Here is a 19,709-nt window from a genome sequence, read left to right as displayed (position 1 = left end):
TTTATTTAGAGGCGGCTGGCTGAGCGCTTTGCTCGGCGCGTTCAGCAATTGTTAAGGCAATCTTATTCCGCAAGTACAAAGGCTGCGCCTGATCTGGGTTAAACGTGCGACCAGCCAGCAATTCGACCAACGCTAATCTGGCAATCGCTTGCGCTTGCGGAACGGTATTTACCGCCGCATTGATTAACTCGTTGGGCAACGTGAATTGGTCCGCATAGGCCGCGAAACCATTACCGATCAATTGCAAGCCGGCCGTCATTTCTGGCACCACCAACGCGGGAGCGGACAGGGTTGGCTCAATCACCGTGCGCCATGTTTGCAGCACGCTGTCAAACCGATATTGCGCCCAATAGACTTCACCCATGCGCGCATCCAGCGCACAAAGTACATTGTTTGCCTCTGAACATTCACGGCAGCTTTGAGCTAAGGCCAGCAAAGTCACCATCGGGATCACCGGCAAATTTGCGCCGAACGCCAAACCTTGCACCACGCCGCACGCGGTGCGCACGCCGGTAAATGAGCCTGGACCTGAGCCAAAAGCAATGGCAGAACAATCCGACAAAGCAATCCCTGCTTCCTGCAACATTTCTTGCAACATCGGCAAAATTGATTGGGAATGGGTAGTGACACCGGATGCGACACGCTGAATCAGTTGTTGATTTATTAAAAGCGCGACCGAAGCTTGCTCAGAAGATGTTTCAATGGCAAGAATAATGTGCGTAGAGGGGGAGTTTTTTAACATGTAGGTATTTTACCTTAGCAACAAGCGGAGTAAAATTCGCGAATGCCAAATTTTGACCTGAACCAGACTGCCGTCGCAGAAATTCACCACCAAACTACACAATACCGCACGATTGTTGCGTGTCTTTGTGCCGAGTGGTGCGACGTGTGCAAAATCTACCGACCCAAGTTTGAGGAATTAGCACATCTGCATCCCGAAGCGCTGTTTTTGTGGATTGATGTGGAAGACCAAGCGGCTTTGGTGGGTGATTTTGAGATCGACAACTTCCCGACCGTGTTAATTCAGCAAGAAGACGTCGTCACTTTTTTCGGTACGATGCAACCAGAAACCGCCCAATTGCACCGCATCTTGCAATCCCAGCAAACTCAGCAGCTAGACGAATTGCGCCAATACGCCAACTCGGGTGAACAACAGCGCGCTTGGCAAGTAGAAGCCAATTTGCGTGCCCGCATGGCGCAGCACACGCTGTTTTAAATTGGCTTTAAATCCGTCTTAAAGCCAATTTAACTCAACATCATTCCATTCCACTCAACTCGATTCAGCCTAACTCAAGCGCAACGGCAAACTGCGCAAGCGTTGACCGGTCAATGCAAACAATGCATTGGAAACGGCCGGTGCAATCGGCGGCGTGCCGGGTTCGCCCATGCCTTCTGGATGTTCAGCGCTCGCAATAATGTCAACCTGCACCTGCGGCGCTTGGTTCATGCGCACGACTTGGTAATCGTGGAAATTACTTTGCTCGACCTTGCCGTCTTTAAAACTAATCTCGCCAAACAGCGCAGCCGATAAACCAAACAGCACCGCCGATTCAATCTGCTGACGCACCACATTTGGATTGACCACAATGCCGCAATCCAACGCGCAATAGACGTTGTGCACGGTAATTTCTTTGTCCTGCACCGATACTTCGGCCACTTGCGCCACGATTGTTCCAAAAGATTGATGCAAGGCGACGCCATGCGCGTGGCCTTGTGGCAGTGGGCCGGCCTTCTCCGCCAAAGCCACTGCTGCATTCAAGACCGTTAAATGACGCGGATGCTGCTTTAGTAAATCGCGTCGGAATTGAATCGGCGATTGTTTGGCCGCATGCGCCAATTCGTCAATAAAACTCTCTTTAAAAAACGCATTGTGCGAGTGACCAACTGAGCGCCAATAACCGATAGGAACCGCCGAGGGCACAATCACCGAAGCGATTTTTTGGTTCGTGAATTCGTAGGGCATGTCAAACTCGCCCTCGGCAGTGGTCTTATCCGGCCCCGCTGGGATTAATCCGAAATAGCGTTGCAGCACTTGTTGCGTGACCGATCCGCTGGCAGAGCGGTTCTCGTAACTCGTGACTTGACCGGCTGAATTCAGATTAGCGGAAAAGCGCGCGACTGCCGCAGGACGATAGAAATCATGCGACATATCTTGTTCGCGGCTCCAGATTAATTGCACTGCTTGCCCGTTGGTTTGCATCGCCACCGCCACCGCTTGCGCGATCATATCGACTTCTAAACGACGACCAAATCCACCACCTAAAAACGCGTGGTGCAACTCGATTTGATCTTCATTGACACCGGCGACTTTGGAAGCCACTTTCAAAGCAAAACTCGGGTTTTGGGTGCCAACCCACAAGCTAACTTTGCCGTTTTTGACTTGCGCGGTGCAGTTCATCGGCTCCATAGTGGCGTGGGCTAAATAAGGCGCGGTGTATTCGGCATGGATTGCCGTTTCGTTGGCACGAGCGGCTTGTACCGAGCCGGTTTTGTAGTAGGTAAAACCAGATTCGGTATCGAGCTTTTGACGTAATTCTTTCATCACACTCGCGCTCGACAATTGCTGCTGGGTTACTTCACCGCCGCTCCAATTGATGTTCAAAGCAGCCGATGCCGAGCGCGCTTGCCAGTAGGTTTTAGCAATCACGACAACGCCAGCGACGCTAGTGACCTTGGAATTGAGATCATTCAAGGTATGTACTTTGACCACGCCTGGCAATTGCGCGACCTGTGCATCATTCATGCTAGCGACTTTGCCGCCCAAGCTTGGCGCCATGATTACCGTGGCATACAACATCTCTGGCACGCGCACATCAATGCCGAATTGCGCATGCCCATTGACTTTGTCCGCGCTATCGCGACGCGGCTGATCTTTGCCGATTAGGGTAAATTGCTTCGGGTCTTTTAACTTGATTTGACCTGGATTGCTGTGCACTGCCAACGCAGCCAATTCGCCATAGCTGGCTTGTTTGCCGTCAGGGTGAGAGACGATTCCACCTTTGGTGGTGCATTCGCCTGCTGGCACTTTCCACTGCTGGGCCGCGGCAGCGATCAACATTGCGCGAGCGGACGCGCCCGCTTGGCGCAGAACGAGCCACGAATCTTTAATGCTGGAAGAACCGCCCGTGACTTGAATCCCTAATTCACGCGCAAATTTACCGGTCGTCCATTGAACACCATGTTTCAACGCGCCTTGATCATCGGGATGAAAAGGTAATCCATCGACTAACATCGCAACGTTGCCATAGATTTTGTCGATGCCAGCGGGAACAATATCGACTGAGGATAGCGGTACATCTAATTCTTCGGCGATTAGCATTGGCAAGGCAGTCGAAATACCCTGCCCCATTTCGCTTTTATGCAAAAACAAGGTGACGCGGCTATCGGGCGCAATCGCAAGCCAGCCATTGAGCGCGACTGTGCCTTGCGGGGTGACTAAGGGAGCTGTCGGTTCCAAGCGTTGGCGCATGGGTGAAACACCCCAGCCAAGCACCAATGCGCCGGTGACTCCTAGTCCGCCCAATAAAAAACGTCGTCTTGTTATTGCCATGATGGTTGTCCCTTAGTTGATTTTAATCGTTTTGATTTTTACTAACGCTTCACTACTACCTCATCCATTGCGGCGCGGATAACCTTGCGCCAAAATGCGCTGCCAGACTAATTCTTTTTCTTGCTCGTCCATGACGACCCAAGTTGCTACCTCAACGACGGTGCGACCACACCCGCGACAAATCTCGTCAAAGGTTGTCGAGCAAACCGCGACGCACGGCGTGTCAGCCCTGACCGGAGTTGGATTTGGTTCTGCTGCATCGACTGCGATTTCCTTACTGCTCATATTCACCACGATTCTTCTATCCACAAATTCAGATGGCATCATACCAAATTTGCGCGTAATTCTATTGCTAAGCAAAAACTATCTTGGTACGGCGAATTAGGACAATTTGGGCGGTAACGCTTTGTCCCGCCTTGGCATGTCGAGAGCATTCGTCGAGCATTCCTGAAAACGAGAAACCTGCGCTTGGCGACAAAGGCCTAATTCACCTAGAACTATCCAAAAAATCAACTAAACTTGAATCGAACACCCAATTCAAGCTAGCATTCGGCTTCGCAGAACTTTGCATCACTCAAATCGGTTGTAACCCACACCATGGCTCAAAATTTTTTCCAGACGTTTATCTTGCTCATCCTAGTCACCGATCCGTTTGGTGGCGTTCCTCTGTTTGTTAGCGCCCTGTCTTCCGTTCCACCTGCCCGCCGCTGGCGCGTCGTGGTGCGTGAATGCGCGATCGCGTTTTTGATTTTGCTGTTGTTTATGTTCTTTGGCCGGCATTTTATGAATGCGCTGCAATTGTCCGATCTGTCATTGCGGATTGGCGGCGGCGTGATTTTGTTTTTAATCGCATTGCGTATGGTGTTTCCACAGCCGGGCGGCATTTTTGGCGATATTGATCATTCGCACGAGCCGTTTATCGTGCCGCTGGCCATTCCTGCGTTGGCTGGCCCGTCCGCTTTGGCGACGGTGTTATTATTTTCGTCCGACAGTCGGGCCGATGTCGCCGCGCATTTGGCCGCATTAGTTGCTGTCGCCATCGTGTGGTTAATCGTATTAATCAGTGCCGAGCGGATGCAACGTCTGCTGGGTGAACGCACCATGATCGCTTTTGAGCGTTTAATGGGCTTAATTTTGACTGCCATGTCGGTTGAAATGTTACTAACTGGCCTCCACGACTTCATCAAAACATTGTAATTTTCATTACATAGTCAATAATTTCCAAGCAGTACAAGCCAACGCAAATCAAAAGAATCGAGTAAAAAGTTGCTTTACTCGTTCATTTGATTTGTTTCCTCACGGGCAATAATAGCCCTTAACTCTCGCTTAGAAGGTGCATTGTGCATTCTGGAGAAACACTAGACCCCACCGATTGGACTGCTTTTCGTGCGCAGGCGCATGCCATGCTGGAAGACATACTCGATTACACCCAACATCTGCGCCAACGTCCGGTTTGGCAGCCGATTCCGAACGAAGTCAAAGAGCGCTTCGTTGAGAAATTACCTGCACAAGGCAGCGAGCTGAGCGGATTGCATCAGCGTTTTTTGACCGAAATCATGCCCTACTCCATTGGGAATTCGCATCCCGGCTTTATGGGCTGGGTACAGGGGGGCGGCACGCCGGTGGGTATGGTGGCCGATATGTTGGCCGCGGGTTTAAACGCCAATGTCGGTGGACGCGAACAAATCCCGATTGCGGTCGAAAAGCAAATTGAAACCTGGATGCGCGAGCTATTTCACTTTCCAGAAACCGCGCACGGCCTATTCGTCACAGGCACATCGCTCGCCAATTTAATCGCCGTACTGATCGCCCGCACCAAGCATCTTGGCGGACAAGTACGCAGAAACGGAATTGATCAGGCCTCGCAAAAATTAACGGCTTATACGTCAACTGGCGCGCATGGCTGCGTCAGTCAAGCAATGGATTTAGCGGGATTTGGCACCACCGCTTTACGCCAAATTCCAGTCAATGAGCGATTTGAATTGGATATCGCCCAATTGAAAGCGGCGATTAAAGCAGACCAAGCAGCTGGCTACACGCCATTTTTAATCGTCGGCTCGGCTGGCACGGTTGATGTGGGCGCGATTGACGATTTAGCGGCGTTAGCCGAACTGGCTAAGCGCGAAAATTGCTGGTTTCATATCGATGGCGCGTATGGCGCTTTGGGCATGTTTTCCGCTCAAATTGCACCGAAATTAGCCGGCATTGAACTTGCCGATTCAATCGCGTTTGATTTCCACAAATGGGGCCAAGTACCGTATGACGCGGGCTACATTTTAGTGCGCGACGCGGCCGATCAATTAGCGACTTTTGCCGCGCCGGCGAATTATCTCAAACGCGAAACGCGCGGCATGGCGGCGGGTTCGCCTTGGCCGTGTGATTTTGGGCCGGATTTGTCGCGCGGTTTTCGAGCCTTAAAGACATGGTTTACGATTGCTAACTTTGGCGCTGACAAACTTGGTCAAATTATCACTAACACGTGTGAGTTAGCCCACTATTTAGCGCGTCAGATTGCCCAGCACCCTCAACTTACGTTAATGGCGCCCGTTAACTTAAATATTGTGTGCTTTCGTCATAACGGCAACGCCAATTTCAGCCTTGAACAACGCAATGCCTTCAATGCGGAACTAGTGATTGCTTTGCAGGAATCCGGACTCGTCGCACCTTCGTCAACCACGGTTAATCAACACATCGTTATTCGGGCTGCTTTTGTTAATCATCGCACTCGCCAATTCGATGTGGATCGCTTGATCGAAGCGACATTGAAACTGGGTGACGAATTGCTGTTAACGCCTCAATTCAGCTAACCAACACCAACGGAATCGCTATGCTCACTTCACCCTTGCCAGAGACAGTTTTAGAGGATCAAGCGGCTGCAATGCCCGACGTGAGCAGCGATTCCGCAGCAGACTTTATTGGCTTGCCGACCCTAATGACTTTGGCGTTTAATAATAGCCCCGAGTTGGTGGCGCTCGGCGCTAGCCTTTATGAGCGCGTAAAAACAAATCCCATGGATGCCAATGCCCTGCTCGATATCGCGATCTACTTGATCCTGCGTGGCGAGACCAAAGTTGCCTTGTCGATGCAAGCGATTGCCCTAAAAACTCAGCAAATTTATCACTACAAGCGCCCCGCTATTCCAGCCAAATTGCGCGTCCTGGCTTTATTAGGGCCGGGCGATTTAATGGCTAACTCGCCGTTTGAATTTTTGATCGAAAACCAAGCTATCGCGCTCGATCTGATGTACATCACGCCAACGATGGGCTTACCCGAATCCATTCCTGAGCACGATGTGCTGTTGGTAGCGATTAGCGAATCGGATGAAAACCAACTGCTGCTGGCGCAAGCGACTTCGTATTTAAATCATTGGCCGCGTCCAGTCATCAATCATCCGAGCAGGATCAGCCAATTATCGCGCGACAGTTCTTGTGCCAAACTCAGTCACCTACCGGGCGTCATCATGCCGTCCGCAAAGCGCGTCAGCCGCAGCATGCTCGAGGAGTGCTGCCGCGCTGAGGATAACGCTGCGCCATTGGTCGAACAATTACACGGCATCAATTACCCGATCATCATTCGCCCGATTGATTCGCACGCGGGCAACGGATTGAGTAAGATCGAATCCGTCAGCGACTTAACTGCCTATCTGATCCAATCACCTGAAGATCATTTTTTCGTCGCGCCATTTATTGATTACAGCAATGACGATGGACTGTTCCGCAAATACCGCATCATTTTGATTGGCGGCAAGCCTTATGTTTGTCACATGGCGATTTCTGCTCGTTGGATGGTGCATTATTTGAACGCAGACATGCTCGAAAACGCCGATCACCGCGCTGAGGAAGCGCAATGTATGGCGAACTTTGATCAAACATTTGCGCTGCAGCACGCCACCGCCTTCAACGCGATTTATCAGCAACTAGGGCTTGATTACGTTGGCATCGACTGCGCCCAAACACCGGATGGCAAGCTACTGATTTTTGAAGTCGATAGCAACATGATCGTGCACAACATGGATTCGGCTGAAATTTTTCCCTACAAAAAAATTCAGATGCCCAAGCTCTTTAACGCCTTTGGACAAATGCTAGCGCAACGCTGCGGGGCGTCATTATGAGGACCAACATATTATTGCAAGCAGCAGCGCGTCCGCTGATAACTCCAAAGCGCTCAAAAGCTAGTCGCGTCCTGCCAACGCGAGTCACGCCAACACTGAACCAATTATCAGCCTTGAGTACTGACCAGTTGCTATTAACCGGCGGCGATGCGCGACTAGCGATTGATTTAGAAACCCATGTCAACAAATACGGCTGCGGCAGCCATCCTGATCCCAGCTTAGTCGCCTTTGGTTCGTCGACCGGTTCCACCATTTCGTTGCGCGGCTATAACGCTAGCCATTTTTTACACCAATACCTGATACGCCAACAGGGACGTATTTCAGAAGGCGATCTATATCGGCAAGAGTTGGATCGCGTGCGCGCTGAATTTCAGCAATTGTGTGGCTTTACACCCAAAGACAACATCGCCACAATCTTTGCCGCATCGGGCACGGATTTGCATTTAATTTGCAGTCAACTTTTGGCCGAAAGCCACGATAAACCTCTGCGCATCATCATGATGGATGCCTGCGAAACTGGCAGCGGCGTTGCGCCAGCGGTGCGTGGTCAACACTTTAGCGACCACGCCGCGTTGGGCGGCACGGTCACCGCATTTAATCGCATCGAAGATGCCTACCCAATCGAAGTTAGTAGCATCGCTTTGCGCCATGTTGATGGCAGCAAAAGGCCGCTAGCCGCCATTGATGCCGAAGTCGAAGTCCATATTACCAACGCCATCGCCAATCAACAGCGGGTGCTGTTAATCATGATCGATGTATCCAAAACTGGCTTGATCGCGCCTAGCCCAAGCTATGTCGCGCAACTGCGCCAGCGCTATGCCGAGCAAGTCGATGTCTTGGTGGATGCCTGTCAATTCCGTGTTTCAACCAAGACCTTAGCCGCCTATCTTGATCTGGGCTGCATGCTAACGCTGACCGGTTCTAAATTCTTAACTGGCCCGGCGTTTTCTGGAATGTTGTTCATCCCGCCCAACTTATCCGCACGTTTATCGCAACATCCGCTTCCGGCGGCATTGGCTGATTACTCCGCGCAAGCAGAATGGCCCGAGCATTGGGATGGAAGCCAACAATTAAATGACTGTGCCAATTGGGGCTTGTTGTTGCGCTTAGAAGCAGCGTTGACCGAATTCAAAGCGTTTCGTGCAATTCCTGAACTGCATGTCAGCGGTTTTTTGCAACAATTTTCGTCAGCGGTTCAAGACGCGATTCAAGCCTCGCCGCATTTTTCATTGATGGCGGAGCGACGCATTGATCGCAGCCCAATTGTGCCAAGAGCACGCGCTAGCTGGGATCAAATTACGACGATTTTCCCGTTTATTTTGATGCATAAAAAAGCTCGCCCACTGAGTCGCGAGCAGACCCAACTGATTTACCAAAAATTACAAACCACCATCACCGACCCAACTATTTTGCCCAGCTATTTGGCTGAATTGCGCGGGCAACTTGGGCAGCCTGTTTTGTGCGGCACACAACACGGCGTCGAAGTCAGCGCATTGCGCATGTGCGCTAGTAGCCGCGTAATTATTGAAGCCTGCGAACATGGCACGGAGTCGGCTAGAGAAGTGATCGAAAAGGCGTTAAATGTGCTCAACAAAACCGCCTATTTGATAAAAGCCTTGAATTAACGCCGCGCACGATTCTCTTGAAATTACCAATTTAACGGCCTTCAACGCGAAATTTAAGATTGGTTTATGATGGCGCACATTGGCGAGGGGCAACAGTTAGCCAATCCATGCACAACATCACAAATTCCGTTTTAATTAACTTTCGTCTCAGGAGAACTATTTTGACTTCAAGCAAATTATTACGCGCTTGCGTACTAGCCACGCTCACTTCCGTTGCGGCATTCTCCGCATTCAACACCCCATCCGCTATCGCCGCCGCGCCACAGATCAAAGCCCAAGCGCCGGGTTACTACCGCGTCATGCTAGGCGATTTTGAGGTAACTGCTTTGTCCGACGGTACCGTTAAATTGGGTATGGATAAATTGTTGAAGGGCATTTCATCCGCTGATTTTGACAAAGCGATGAGTAAGTATCATTTGTCCAATCCAGTCGAAACCTCAGTCAACGGCTATTTAATCAATACCGGGACAAAATTGGTATTAATCGACACTGGCGCAGGTGGCTTGTTTGGCCCTACTTTGGGTAAATTAGTAGCGAGCTTAAAAGCGGCTGGATACACACCGGATCAAGTCGATGAAATCTACATTACCCATATGCACGGCGACCATATCGGTGGTTTAGCTACAGCTGAAGGTGCCACGGTGTTCCCCAATGCTATTGTGCGCGCCGACAAGCGTGATGCAGACGAATGGCTAAGCCAAGCGAAGATGGACAGTGCCAAGGAAGAAAATAAAGGCGGCTACAAAGGCGCAATGATGGAATTCCAACCGTACATTGCTGCTGGCAGATTCAAAACCTTTGATGGCACAACTGAATTGGTTCCTGGCGTAAAAGCAGTTGCAGCGCACGGCCACACTCCAGGCCACACGATTTACGCAGTAGAAAGCAAAGGTCAAAAATTAATGTTGTGGGGCGATTTGATGCATGTGGCTTCCGTTCAGTTTGCCAATCCAACGATCACTATCAGCTTTGATTCGGACAACAAAGCCGCATTAGCAGAGCGTCAAAAAGAATATGCTGCCGCTGCCAAAGAAGGCTATTTGATTGGTTCGGCTCACTTATCTTTCCCTGGATTAGGTTATATCCATAAAGAAGGTAAAGGCTATGCTTGGATTCCAGTGAACTACTCGTCATTTCCTTAATCTGCCTTGATTAATATTACATAAGTTAGACATAAAAAAAGAAGCCGCAAGGCTTCTTTTTTTATTGGCGACGACTATAACTCTAACCGGGTCGGCGATGATCCAGCTCGTAAGCGCGAGCCAGTTTGTGCTGGGTACTGGATTTTTGCATCAACTGAGTAAGCTGCGCCATTCTTGGTTCGGTAATATCGCGGATTTTTCTATCATCGGCCAAAATTTTATTGATAACTTTGATTTTACGCTCGCGAATTTCTTTATCTAATTTGGTCGGAATCTCCGCGCTTTTTAAGGCAGCTACTTCGCGACTGCAACTCGCTTCCAATTGCGCCAACAACTCCCAATCAGCATGCTCGGCCGCGACCACCATTTGGTCAGTAATGGTAGCAACTTGCTCGTAGATAGAAATCACTTCAACACTATTCATTTAATCGCTCACATTACTAAAGTCGGTGGAAAACACTATCGGCTCTTTGACACAGCACGGCTAGACAGAAATAAAGCTGGATTTGCGCGGCGCTAATGCATCTTGCTGCATCGGCGCAATCCGCTCTGCCGCCGCATTTTGGGCATTTTTATTAGGCGCGATTTGCTCCCAAGCCGAACGTAATTCATGCAACAGCTTTTTTGATTCGACCAATTTCTCGACATCGTTTTGAATATTAGCTGTCATCAATTGCTTAATAATATAGCCGTACAAAGCATCCAAATTTTGCGCCAATTCGCCACCAACTTCTTTGTTCAAACTAGCGCGCAAACCGCGTTCTACAATAGCAACGGCGTGTGAAATCGAACGTCCTTTTTCGGCGATTTTCCCTGCTTCCATTTGGTTAATGGCGTTATTGATTGCCATTAGCGCGCCGTCGAACAACATCAAAATCAGCTTGTGCGGATCGGCTGCAAACACACCTGTTTCCATACCAACTTTTGAATACGCATTGGCGCCATTTCTGGGGGAAGAACCGAACATAAATGCTCCTGAATATTTTTATCGTAAAGCCAATTTTTTAAACCGGTAATTCTTTGCCGCTGCGCTGCAACAGCGACTTAATACGTTTATTTACTTGGCAAGTGCGGCTAGTTGCTGGGTCAAATAAGTGCTAGTGCTGGTCAACTTTGCCATCGTCACATCGAGCGCCGAAAACTCGGCCTGATAATTAGCCAACACCTGTTGATTAAGTAGTTGGTCGTTGGCAATCGTGGCTTGCATGGACTTGATCGTGGCGTTGTAACCAGCCGTGGCCGCCGCAATTTGACCGCCCTTGCCTAAAACCGAAGTCATCAATGTATTGAGTCCGTTGGTATAGCCTTGGGTGTAATTGATTGAGCCGCGTGCGCCCACGCTGCCGCCGATCACCTTTATGGTCAACCCAGCCGAATTGTCGCCGGTTGCACCAACCAACGTCTGACCAGTTCCAGTCGCTAACGCGCCATTGATCGTGCCTGCCACATCGACCCCAGCAACCACTGTTGCCGCTGCACTGCCAAGCAGGTCAGATTGACCGTTGCCACCGGTCACATTAGCAATCGATTTTGAACCGTATGAATTTGAAGTAATGGATAACACTCCTGCATTTTGGCTGACGCTAGCCGAAGCACCAGAAGCCGTAAATGCATTATTGGTATTGATCGCTGTTTGCAAGGCAGTGGCAAGCGATGCGGGCGTATACGTTCCCGCTGCTAGCGTTACGTTGGCAGTAGTGCCATCTAGATTAAGCGTGAGCGTATCGTTCACACCAGCCGTAATAGTTGTCGCTGCGGCCGCGCTGCCGGTAATACTTCCTTGACCTGCCAGCCGAGTAATGTTGACGGCATAGCTTCCCGGCTTAGTTAAGGTATTACTGCTGGTGTAGCTAATGAGCGAATCGTTAGAAATACCATTTGAAGCGAACATGCCGGAAACCGCCGCCGGATTAGCCGTCAACGCGGCCTGTAATTTGGTGTTATCGACCGACAAGGTGCCATCTTTTTGGAACGACACACCAATTTGCGCCAAATTGGAATACGCACTTGGTGCGCCAGGAATCGGCTGATTCAGGACTTGCTGCATTTGGCTCATAATCGACAACACGCTAGTTTGCCCTTGCAAAGGACCGGCCTGTTTAGCGGATGAATCGTAAGCGGTTGCTTGCTGAATGGTGGAGGCAATCGTGTTGTAGGCTGACACAAAAGAATTAACTGCATTGGTTGCACCGGCATTATTTTTATTCACGCTTAAGGTGGTTGCCGTGGTGTTGGTCGATAGCAGATTCAGTGACACGCCAGAAATAACATTTGAGGCTGTGTTAGTGCTACTGGTAATGGCGATACCGTTTAAATTAAATTGCGCGTTTTGAGCAGCCGATGTCTCGGTTAAATTTTGCGTTCCCGATGGATCTTGATTCAACATACTCGACAAAGCAGCGTCGCCAGAAACCGAAATCTGCATGCTGTTCGCCGCGCCCGTATTATTGGACGTCAGCGATAAGCGATACGGCGTATTACTGCCATCATTAACAATACTGGCCGTCACGCCAATGTTGGCGGCATTAATCGCTGCGGCAATACCGGTGATCGAATTATTGGAACTATCAATCGTCACCGTCTTTGCTGCGGAGCCGGAATTAGTAAATATCGTGCCAGTGCCGTATTTGCCACTCGTAGCAGTTCCACCTGAAATCGTGCCAAAGTTAAACGAAATCGTACCGACGCCAATCGCACCGGTGCTGGTCGCTTGACCCGCAGTGACTAAGGTTTGGGCCTGCGCTAGTTGATTGACTTGTAAGGAGTAGGTACCCGCCGAAGCACTGGAACTGGCCGTCACCGTCGCCACGGAACTATTGGCAACCGAGGCCGTTACGCTTTGGTAGTTGCTGGCTGACGTTAAGCCTTGCATTGCGGTTTGAAAGGTCGAGAGCGCATTCTGGAGTTGCCCAAAATTGCTCACCAAGGTCTGAGTGGATGCTTCCTGATTCTGGAGCAGATTTACTGGCTGATTTTGTACCGCCATCAATTGGCTGATAATGCCTGTTACGTTCAAACCAGAACCGACACCTAACGACGAAATGATGGCTGCACCGGCCGATGAACCAACATTAGTTACGTTACTCATTTTGCTTCTCCTAGACCATCACCGTTCGTCACTATAACCAGTTATCGGTGAATCCTAAGCGAACTTTAGCGTGGGTATTCAGGCTTTATTGTTTGATTTGCCTATGACACCCGAAAACCGATTAATCGGTTTTACAAGCGCAAAAAAGCTCCTTCATCCAATGATGAATTAGCAAAATATACTTATCGAGGCACCCTCGACATTGTTACAGTAGCGCCCTAGATCAGGCCTGCTGATTAATTACCTGCCCTAACTTTTGTCCCAGCGTCATCGACATTTGGATGATTTCCTCAGAAGGAATTTGGCGTATCACCTTATCGGTTTGCTGATCGATAACTTGCACCACTACACGCTTACTATTTGGGTCCACTGCAAACTGCACGTTTTGTGAATTACCGTTAGCGTTGAGCGATGCATTAATATTGTCCACCGCTTGCTTGACCTGGGCCAATGATGGCGGTGCGCTGCCAGAGCTGCTCGAGCTACTTGCAGCCGAACTAGCTGGCGGATCCGCTGCAGGGGCAGGAGTCGCAATGGCTGGGCTAGGTGTTGTTACACCCGTACTGTTCTGCCCAAGAGCGGCGGCAGAAGTACCGATTGTATTAACGTCCATGATGTCGTCTTCCAAGTGAATTCCCCGACCGAAGTCGGGGAGGTACTAATTACTACTTTAGCCAAAAAATTTTAAGCTAAATGACTGCTTAAGATTAACGAAGTAAAGCCAACACACCGTTAGGTAACGAGTTCGCTTGCGCCAACATCGCTGTACCAGCTTGTTGCAGAATTTGACCGCGAGACAAGTTCGCTGTTTCTGCCGCAAAGTTAGTATCCAACACAGTACTACGTGCTGAAGTGATGTTTAATGTTGACGTTTGCAAGTTGCTGATACTAGCTGTGAATCGGTTTTGTAACGCACCCAACGAAGCGCGGGCGGTATCCACGTTTGCTAACGCCGCATCAATAACTGCTAAGGCATCGTTTGCACCGCTTGGTAAGCCGTTGGTCAACTTGGTAACGTCAATCCCTGCAACCGAAGATAAGGTACTACCGGAGCTGGTTGTGGCGTCAAAAATACCGGAGGTCGCAGTATCTGTGCTAACTGAGAACGAGCTCGCTGCACTGAACGACACCAAAGCACCCACAGTAGCTGTGTCACCGACAGAACCAGCAGCAGCCAAAGTCACTGCAGTACCCGCAGCACCAGCAGAAGTGGTACCAGTAACTTCCAACGCCGCTTGGGTCGAATTGGTTGCATTCGTTACACCAATATCGTAACCAGCCGCTTGAGTCAGCGAGATAGTACCTTTGACCAAATCGGCCACCGCAGTAATTCCGGTTGAGCCACTCTGTGCATTGATTTTAGTCGTTAAATCTGTCAAGTCTTTTGAGGTAGCCAAGGTTGACGACACGGTAATTGGACTGGCCGCGCCAGTAGATGTTGGTGCGCCTTGCAAAGTCAATACAGTCAAACCGGTTCCGAAATTGCTCAATGTCGCATTGCTGGTTGCTGTGGCTTTTACGCCCGTTGTACCCGCTGCCGCGTTGACTGCTGCCGCCGTTGCATAACCCGATTCGCCTGCTGTTAAACCAATACTGGCTGATGTGCCGTTACCAGAGATGGTAATTGTTTGCGCTGCTAATACGTTAGCATCAACAGAAGCGGCAGTACCAGACAAATGCGCTTGGGACAAAGTTGTCGCTGCGGTTGCTGCGGTTGGGGCTAAGGTATTGTTACCGATGGCGTTTGCAGCGGAACTACCGATATTGAAGCTAATGGTTTGACCAGCGTTAGCACCAACTTGGAACTGAACGTTGCTCAACGAGCCGTCCAACAAGTTAATACCGTTGTACTGAGTCGTTTGTGATACTTGACCAATTTGTTGTTGCAACTGAGCGATCTCAGTTTGCAGGGATTGGCGATCTGATGTGGAGTTGGTGCCGTTGGCGGCTTCCACTGCCAAGGTACGCATAGTTTGCAGCAGTGATGTTGTACTAGCCAAACCACCGTCTGCAGTTTGCGTCAATGCAATCGCATTACTCGCATTTTGTGTTGCTTGATTCAAACCGTTGACTTGCGAAGTCATCCGATCGGAAATCGCTAAACCCGCAGGATCATCCGCAGCGCTGTTAATTTTCAGACCAGACGATAAACGTTGGATTGAAGTTGCTAACGACGATTGCGAATTAGCCAAATTGTTTTGGGTTGATAACGAGATAATATTCGTGTTGATTGCGTCTAACATGACTTTCCCCTTGCCTAAGTTATTAAAAATGGCGATTAGCCTCAAACTTTGGTCTAGTTTTTTGGACTACTCGACCGCCGTTGGTAGGGGTATCGGTCAAGTCTGAAAAAAATTGAGCACTAAATTATTTCAAAAAGGGCTAAAGTTTTTTGATCTACTACGTTCATCGGCAAGTTTCAAAATTACTTTAGGGCTAAATTCGACGAATTTTGAGCAATTTTTTTTAAAACTTTTTTCAAAACAAGGGGGAAAACATTCACAAAAGGCAATAATTGGGAACGTCGTGGGGAATAGTTAGCGACTACTAGAGACTTTTTCTGACTGAATTCAATTGCGCTGCGATCATTTCTATCATCCCTGCCCAATTTTCATCCCACGATTTATTAAAGGTCTGCATCGAACGATAGAAAATATTTCCATTAGCGTTCCTTCTTTGCCAATCGAAGCCAGTGAGCATCATCCAAGTTGGCACATCCAGCGCGCCAGCCAAAATCGCCGCTGCCGTGGGCGCAGAAATTACCAAGTCCAGCGCGCTGGTCAGCGCAGCCGCCTCTAGTAAGTCATCGTATAAATCAACCTCGGGAAAGGCATGTATCCGCACGCCAAATTGTTGGTACGCCGCATCTAGCTCAGCATGGCAATCATCGTATTGCAAATTAATAAAGGTCACGCCCGGTACCGACAATATCGCGCCCCACTCTGCGAGCTCTGTGCAATAGAGTGCGCGATCTCCGGTGATATTGCCACTGCGCCAGCAGATACCGACTTTGATCGAATCACCCATCGTTGCCAAGCGCTGCTTCCAATAGCTAACGCGTTGCCAATCCGCGCTCAGTATCGGTTTGGTGCGATCAAAACTGGCGTAATCGGGCCGTAACCAACGCCCCAACGAACCCGCTGCCATTTGCACATCAGCAGTTTGCGGCTCCAACAAAGTAGGATCATCAAATTCCATCACCCGCGCGGTGGGGAAGCTTTGCTTAAAGAGTGGGACCAACTTTTTGGTGCAGGCCAAGACGCAATTCTTGGAGCGGGTCAACATATCGTCCACCATACTGGCATAGGCAATCTGGTCACCAATTCCCTGCTCAAACCACACCAAAATCGTTTTTTCAGCCAAGGACTCTCCCTGCCATTCAGGGAAGGGGTAATAGCGTTTCAGCACAGGATCGACTTTATGCACGAAGCGGTAATCGTGCTCTAACCAACCGGCGACAAACTGCCCCGTTCCCAACAGTAAAATCGCTAACGTGAAATGCGTGTTGGGATTGTTATCTAACGCCAGGGAATGCTGCAAAAATTGTTGGCTCGCTTGAACTTGCCCCTGTTCCATACAAGCGGCACCCAAGTAGTAATAGGCGCTAGCATTATTGGGATTGAGCTTTAAGGCCAATAAACAGTTTTGCGATACGTCATCGAAGCGCTTTAAATAGAGCTGCGCTGCCGCTAAATTGACATACGAGCCTACATAATTGGGATTAATTGCGATGGCCTTTTGATGCACTAGCGCTGCCTCGGCAAATTTCAATTGCAAGCGCAAAGCAGTGCCTAAATTATCTAGCGCTTCAACATACTGTGGTCGCAATTCAAGCGCTTTTAAACAACTAGCTATGCCCTGCTCTACTTGGCGCTGATCAATCTGCGCTGCGGCCAGATTAAGATAGGCTTCGGCATAATCTGGCTTCAGCGCCAGCGCTCGTTGCTGACACTCGATTGCCTTCGACAGCTTTTTTTGGTCACGATATAAGCTACCCAGATTACTGTAGTAAAACGGATTGCCATCGTCTTGATTGATGGAGGCACGCATCAATTCTTCTGCCACCGGATAGTTTTTAGCTTGGTAGGCCAAAACACCTAAGTAATGCAAGGCATCGGGATGCGTTGGGTGCTGCTGTAAAACCGCTTCGTAATTGGCCTGTGCTTGGGCTAATTGGCCTTGCTGGTGCAGCGCTTTTCCCTCAACCATTAAGGCATCTATGTTGCGTTGTTGCGCTTGAATTGCTGTTGAACTGGCCAAATCCGCGTCCATGCAACATTGCTTGTATTTTTTTCCACTGCCACAAGCGCACGGATCATTGCGGCCTATTTTTTTCATCGTCAATGTCGTCATTGTCGTTTCACTTCCACTAAATTAGTCAGTTCGGTAGCGATGTCGGCAATCATGGATTCCCAGTCTTGATCCCAATTCTTGTGGAAGCCGCGCAATTGGGGATACCAACGATTTGAGTCCTGACCTAAGTTGTGCCAATAAAATCCACTCTGCATCATCCACGTCGGCACACCCAGTGCACCGGCTAAAATCCCGCTCGTGGTAGGCGCTGAAATGACTAAATCGAGCGCTTTGGTAAGTGCCGCGGTCTCCAACAAATCATTGTATAAATCGACCTCCATAAAGCGAACGATTTCAACCCCAAACTGCTGCCGCGCCTGATTTATTTCCACTTCGCAGTCATCGTATTGAAGGTTGATAAAACGCACTCCTTGCACGCCAAAAATTGCCTGCCATTGGGTGATTTGAGTGCAATACAATGCGCGGTTACCCGCCATATTGCCGCTACGCCAGCCGATTCCTACGTTTAGTTTTTTAGCCTGACCCACATCCAGTTCAGCCAGCTTATTTTGCCAATGCCGAACTCGTGAGGTATTTGCGACTAAAAAATGGCTACGCTCAGGAAAGCTGGCAATGCTAGAACGCAACCAGCGCGCCGCCGAACCAGCCGCGGATTGCACATCAATGACGATTTCGTCCCATTGCACCGGGGCGTCAATATCGGCAATTAGTGCAGTCGGAAACGACGTTTGGAATAACGGGATCAGCTTTTTGGTACAAGCAAAAACACAGCATTTGGCGCTCTCAAGCAAATCTTGGTAAAGACTAGAAAACAAAATTTGATCGCCTATTCCTTGTTCGCCCCAGACCAAAATCGTTTTATCGTGCAGCGACTCGCCCTGCCACCATGGATAGGGAAATTGACGCATTGGCTCGGGCGCGACTTCTTTGCTCCAGCGATATTCAAAACCGGCCCAGCCTTGCGGCAATTTACCCAATGCCAGATAGAGCAAACCGAGCGAACATAAAACTGTGGCGTTGGGCTGCCCGCGTTCCTGATTAATCACAGCGGCGCGCTCGTGGAAGACTTCGCTGCCGATCAAATTACCTTGCTCTTGGCAAGCAATCGCCAAATGAAAATAGCTATTGGCATGGTTAGGGTCGAGCGCAATTACTTTTAATGCTGCTTTGGCTACCGCATCAAAATTTTTCACCGCTATCTGGCAAACGGCTAAATTGTTGTAGGCGTCAATATAGCTATCATCCAAGTCAATCGCCTGCTGGTAATACGGAATCGCTGCAGCGTGATCTTCACGTAATCGAAATACCGTGCCTAAGTTATAAAACGCTTCTTTTAGCTTTGGATTAGCAGCAATCGCATTGCAATAACTCTGCACACCCTGATCAATTAGATTCAGGCTAATTTGGGCGACACCAAGATTAAAATGGGCAATCGCGTTGTTTGGTTCTAGCTCCAAAGCGCGGCGCTGGCAGACAATCGATTCAGCGTAACGACCTTGCGCGCTCAATGACTGACCTAAGTTAATGAAATAATTGGCAGAGTTTGGATTAATTTCGGTCGCTAAACGGATTAATCGTTCGGCGTCGAGATAGTTGTGTTCTTGATAGGCGATTAAACCTAAATAGTGCAGCGCATCGGGCTGGTGCGGATCACGGCTTACTATGCTCTGATAAATGTGCTTGGCCTGTGCAAGCTGTCCGGCTTGGCGCTGATGATGAGCAGTTTGCAATAAGTCGCTGAGCGCATGCTGATCTGAACTGGTCGCGCTCAAACTGGGCTGAGTAAGTGGAATCGACATCTTGTCTGCTTTCTTGCTCATCCAGTTTAGTCGTAAAAGTAAAATCGTCCCGTGTCAGCTGCAACGGATCAAACTTGCCA

The 19,709-nt window shown here is 49.5% G+C and carries 16 protein-coding genes; 6 read left to right on the top strand and 10 right to left on the bottom strand.

The window, feature by feature from the left end; translation table 11 throughout:
* Window position 1: 1 nt before the first annotated feature.
* Window positions 2–742, bottom strand: a complete 741-nt coding sequence (gene tsaB / locus E2I14_RS11400) for a tRNA (adenosine(37)-N6)-threonylcarbamoyltransferase complex dimerization subunit type 1 TsaB (RefSeq protein WP_133328563.1) — start codon at window positions 740–742, stop codon at window positions 2–4.
* Window positions 743–784: 42 nt separating this feature from the next.
* Here tsaB and E2I14_RS11395 point away from each other — a divergent pair, with 42 nt between their 5' ends.
* Window positions 785–1,216 (top strand): thioredoxin family protein, encoded by a 432-nt coding sequence (locus E2I14_RS11395; RefSeq protein WP_133328561.1) that lies wholly within the window; start codon window positions 785–787, stop codon window positions 1,214–1,216.
* A gap of 69 nt (window positions 1,217–1,285) precedes the next feature.
* Here the strand turns inward: E2I14_RS11395 and E2I14_RS11390 are convergent, their stop codons facing one another.
* The gene (locus tag E2I14_RS11390) at window positions 1,286–3,550 is read right to left on the bottom strand and encodes a xanthine dehydrogenase family protein molybdopterin-binding subunit (RefSeq protein ID WP_133328559.1); all 2,265 of its coding nucleotides are present in this window, start codon (window positions 3,548–3,550) and stop codon (window positions 1,286–1,288) included.
* Between the two features lie 60 nt (window positions 3,551–3,610).
* Window positions 3,611–3,835: a DUF1289 domain-containing protein gene (locus E2I14_RS11385; RefSeq protein WP_133328903.1), complete on the bottom strand. Its 225-nt coding sequence runs from the start codon at window positions 3,833–3,835 to the stop codon at window positions 3,611–3,613.
* Window positions 3,836–4,147: 312 nt separating this feature from the next.
* On the opposite strand from E2I14_RS11385, the gene E2I14_RS11380 reads away from it, so the two are divergent.
* The 5 genes from E2I14_RS11380 (at window position 4,148) to E2I14_RS11360 (ending at window position 10,428) form a co-directional block, all read left to right on the top strand.
* Complete coding sequence (locus E2I14_RS11380) at window positions 4,148–4,747, top strand: MarC family protein (RefSeq protein WP_133328557.1); 600 nt, start codon at window positions 4,148–4,150, stop codon at window positions 4,745–4,747.
* Between the two features lie 206 nt (window positions 4,748–4,953).
* Window positions 4,954–6,357 carry a pyridoxal phosphate-dependent decarboxylase family protein gene (locus E2I14_RS11375; protein WP_133328901.1) on the top strand — a complete coding sequence of 468 codons (1,404 nt, stop codon included), beginning with the start codon at window positions 4,954–4,956 and terminating at the stop codon, window positions 6,355–6,357.
* Window positions 6,358–6,377: 20 nt separating this feature from the next.
* Window positions 6,378–7,661, top strand: coding sequence for an ATP-grasp domain-containing protein (locus E2I14_RS11370; RefSeq protein WP_206105627.1), 1,284 nt, complete (start codon window positions 6,378–6,380; stop codon window positions 7,659–7,661).
* Window positions 7,658–9,286: a hypothetical protein gene (locus E2I14_RS11365; protein WP_133328555.1), complete on the top strand. Its 1,629-nt coding sequence runs from the start codon at window positions 7,658–7,660 to the stop codon at window positions 9,284–9,286. Before E2I14_RS11370 ends, E2I14_RS11365 begins: the two co-directional genes overlap by 4 nt.
* Before the next feature lie 161 nt (window positions 9,287–9,447).
* Window positions 9,448–10,428 carry an MBL fold metallo-hydrolase gene (locus tag E2I14_RS11360; RefSeq protein WP_227544715.1) on the top strand — a complete coding sequence of 327 codons (981 nt, stop codon included), beginning with the start codon at window positions 9,448–9,450 and terminating at the stop codon, window positions 10,426–10,428.
* 82 nt (window positions 10,429–10,510) lie between these two features.
* Here the strand turns inward: E2I14_RS11360 and E2I14_RS11355 are convergent, their stop codons facing one another.
* The 7 genes from E2I14_RS11355 to E2I14_RS11325 all read right to left on the bottom strand — a co-directional run bounded on the left by E2I14_RS11355 (window position 10,511) and on the right by E2I14_RS11325 (window position 19,650).
* Window positions 10,511–10,852: a flagellar protein FliT gene (locus E2I14_RS11355; RefSeq protein ID WP_133328551.1), complete on the bottom strand. Its 342-nt coding sequence runs from the start codon at window positions 10,850–10,852 to the stop codon at window positions 10,511–10,513.
* Window positions 10,853–10,912: 60 nt separating this feature from the next.
* Window positions 10,913–11,395: a flagellar export chaperone FliS gene (fliS, locus tag E2I14_RS11350; RefSeq protein ID WP_133328549.1), complete on the bottom strand. Its 483-nt coding sequence runs from the start codon at window positions 11,393–11,395 to the stop codon at window positions 10,913–10,915.
* Between the two features lie 90 nt (window positions 11,396–11,485).
* A complete protein-coding gene (fliD, locus tag E2I14_RS11345; protein WP_133328547.1) occupies window positions 11,486–13,516 on the bottom strand; it encodes a flagellar filament capping protein FliD in 2,031 nt (676 codons plus the stop codon).
* Between the two features lie 223 nt (window positions 13,517–13,739).
* Window positions 13,740–14,129, bottom strand: coding sequence for a flagellar protein FlaG (locus E2I14_RS11340; protein WP_133328545.1), 390 nt, complete (start codon window positions 14,127–14,129; stop codon window positions 13,740–13,742).
* 94 nt (window positions 14,130–14,223) lie between these two features.
* Entirely contained in the window at window positions 14,224–15,759 is a 1,536-nt protein-coding gene (locus E2I14_RS11335; RefSeq protein WP_133328543.1) for a flagellin N-terminal helical domain-containing protein, read from the bottom strand.
* A gap of 304 nt (window positions 15,760–16,063) precedes the next feature.
* Entirely contained in the window at window positions 16,064–17,869 is a 1,806-nt protein-coding gene (locus tag E2I14_RS11330; protein ID WP_133328897.1) for a tetratricopeptide repeat protein, read from the bottom strand.
* The gene (locus E2I14_RS11325) at window positions 17,866–19,650 is read right to left on the bottom strand and encodes a tetratricopeptide repeat protein (RefSeq protein ID WP_133328541.1); all 1,785 of its coding nucleotides are present in this window, start codon (window positions 19,648–19,650) and stop codon (window positions 17,866–17,868) included. The genes E2I14_RS11330 and E2I14_RS11325 overlap by 4 nt, the downstream gene beginning before the upstream one ends.
* Window positions 19,651–19,709 lie beyond the last annotated feature (59 nt).

The sequence above is a fragment of the Sapientia aquatica genome, assembly GCF_004358105.1.
GTDB lineage: Bacteria > Pseudomonadota > Gammaproteobacteria > Burkholderiales > Burkholderiaceae_D > Solimicrobium > Solimicrobium aquaticum.
The sequence above is the reverse complement of the archived record's forward strand: the minus strand, read 5'-3'. Positions and strand labels throughout refer to the sequence as shown.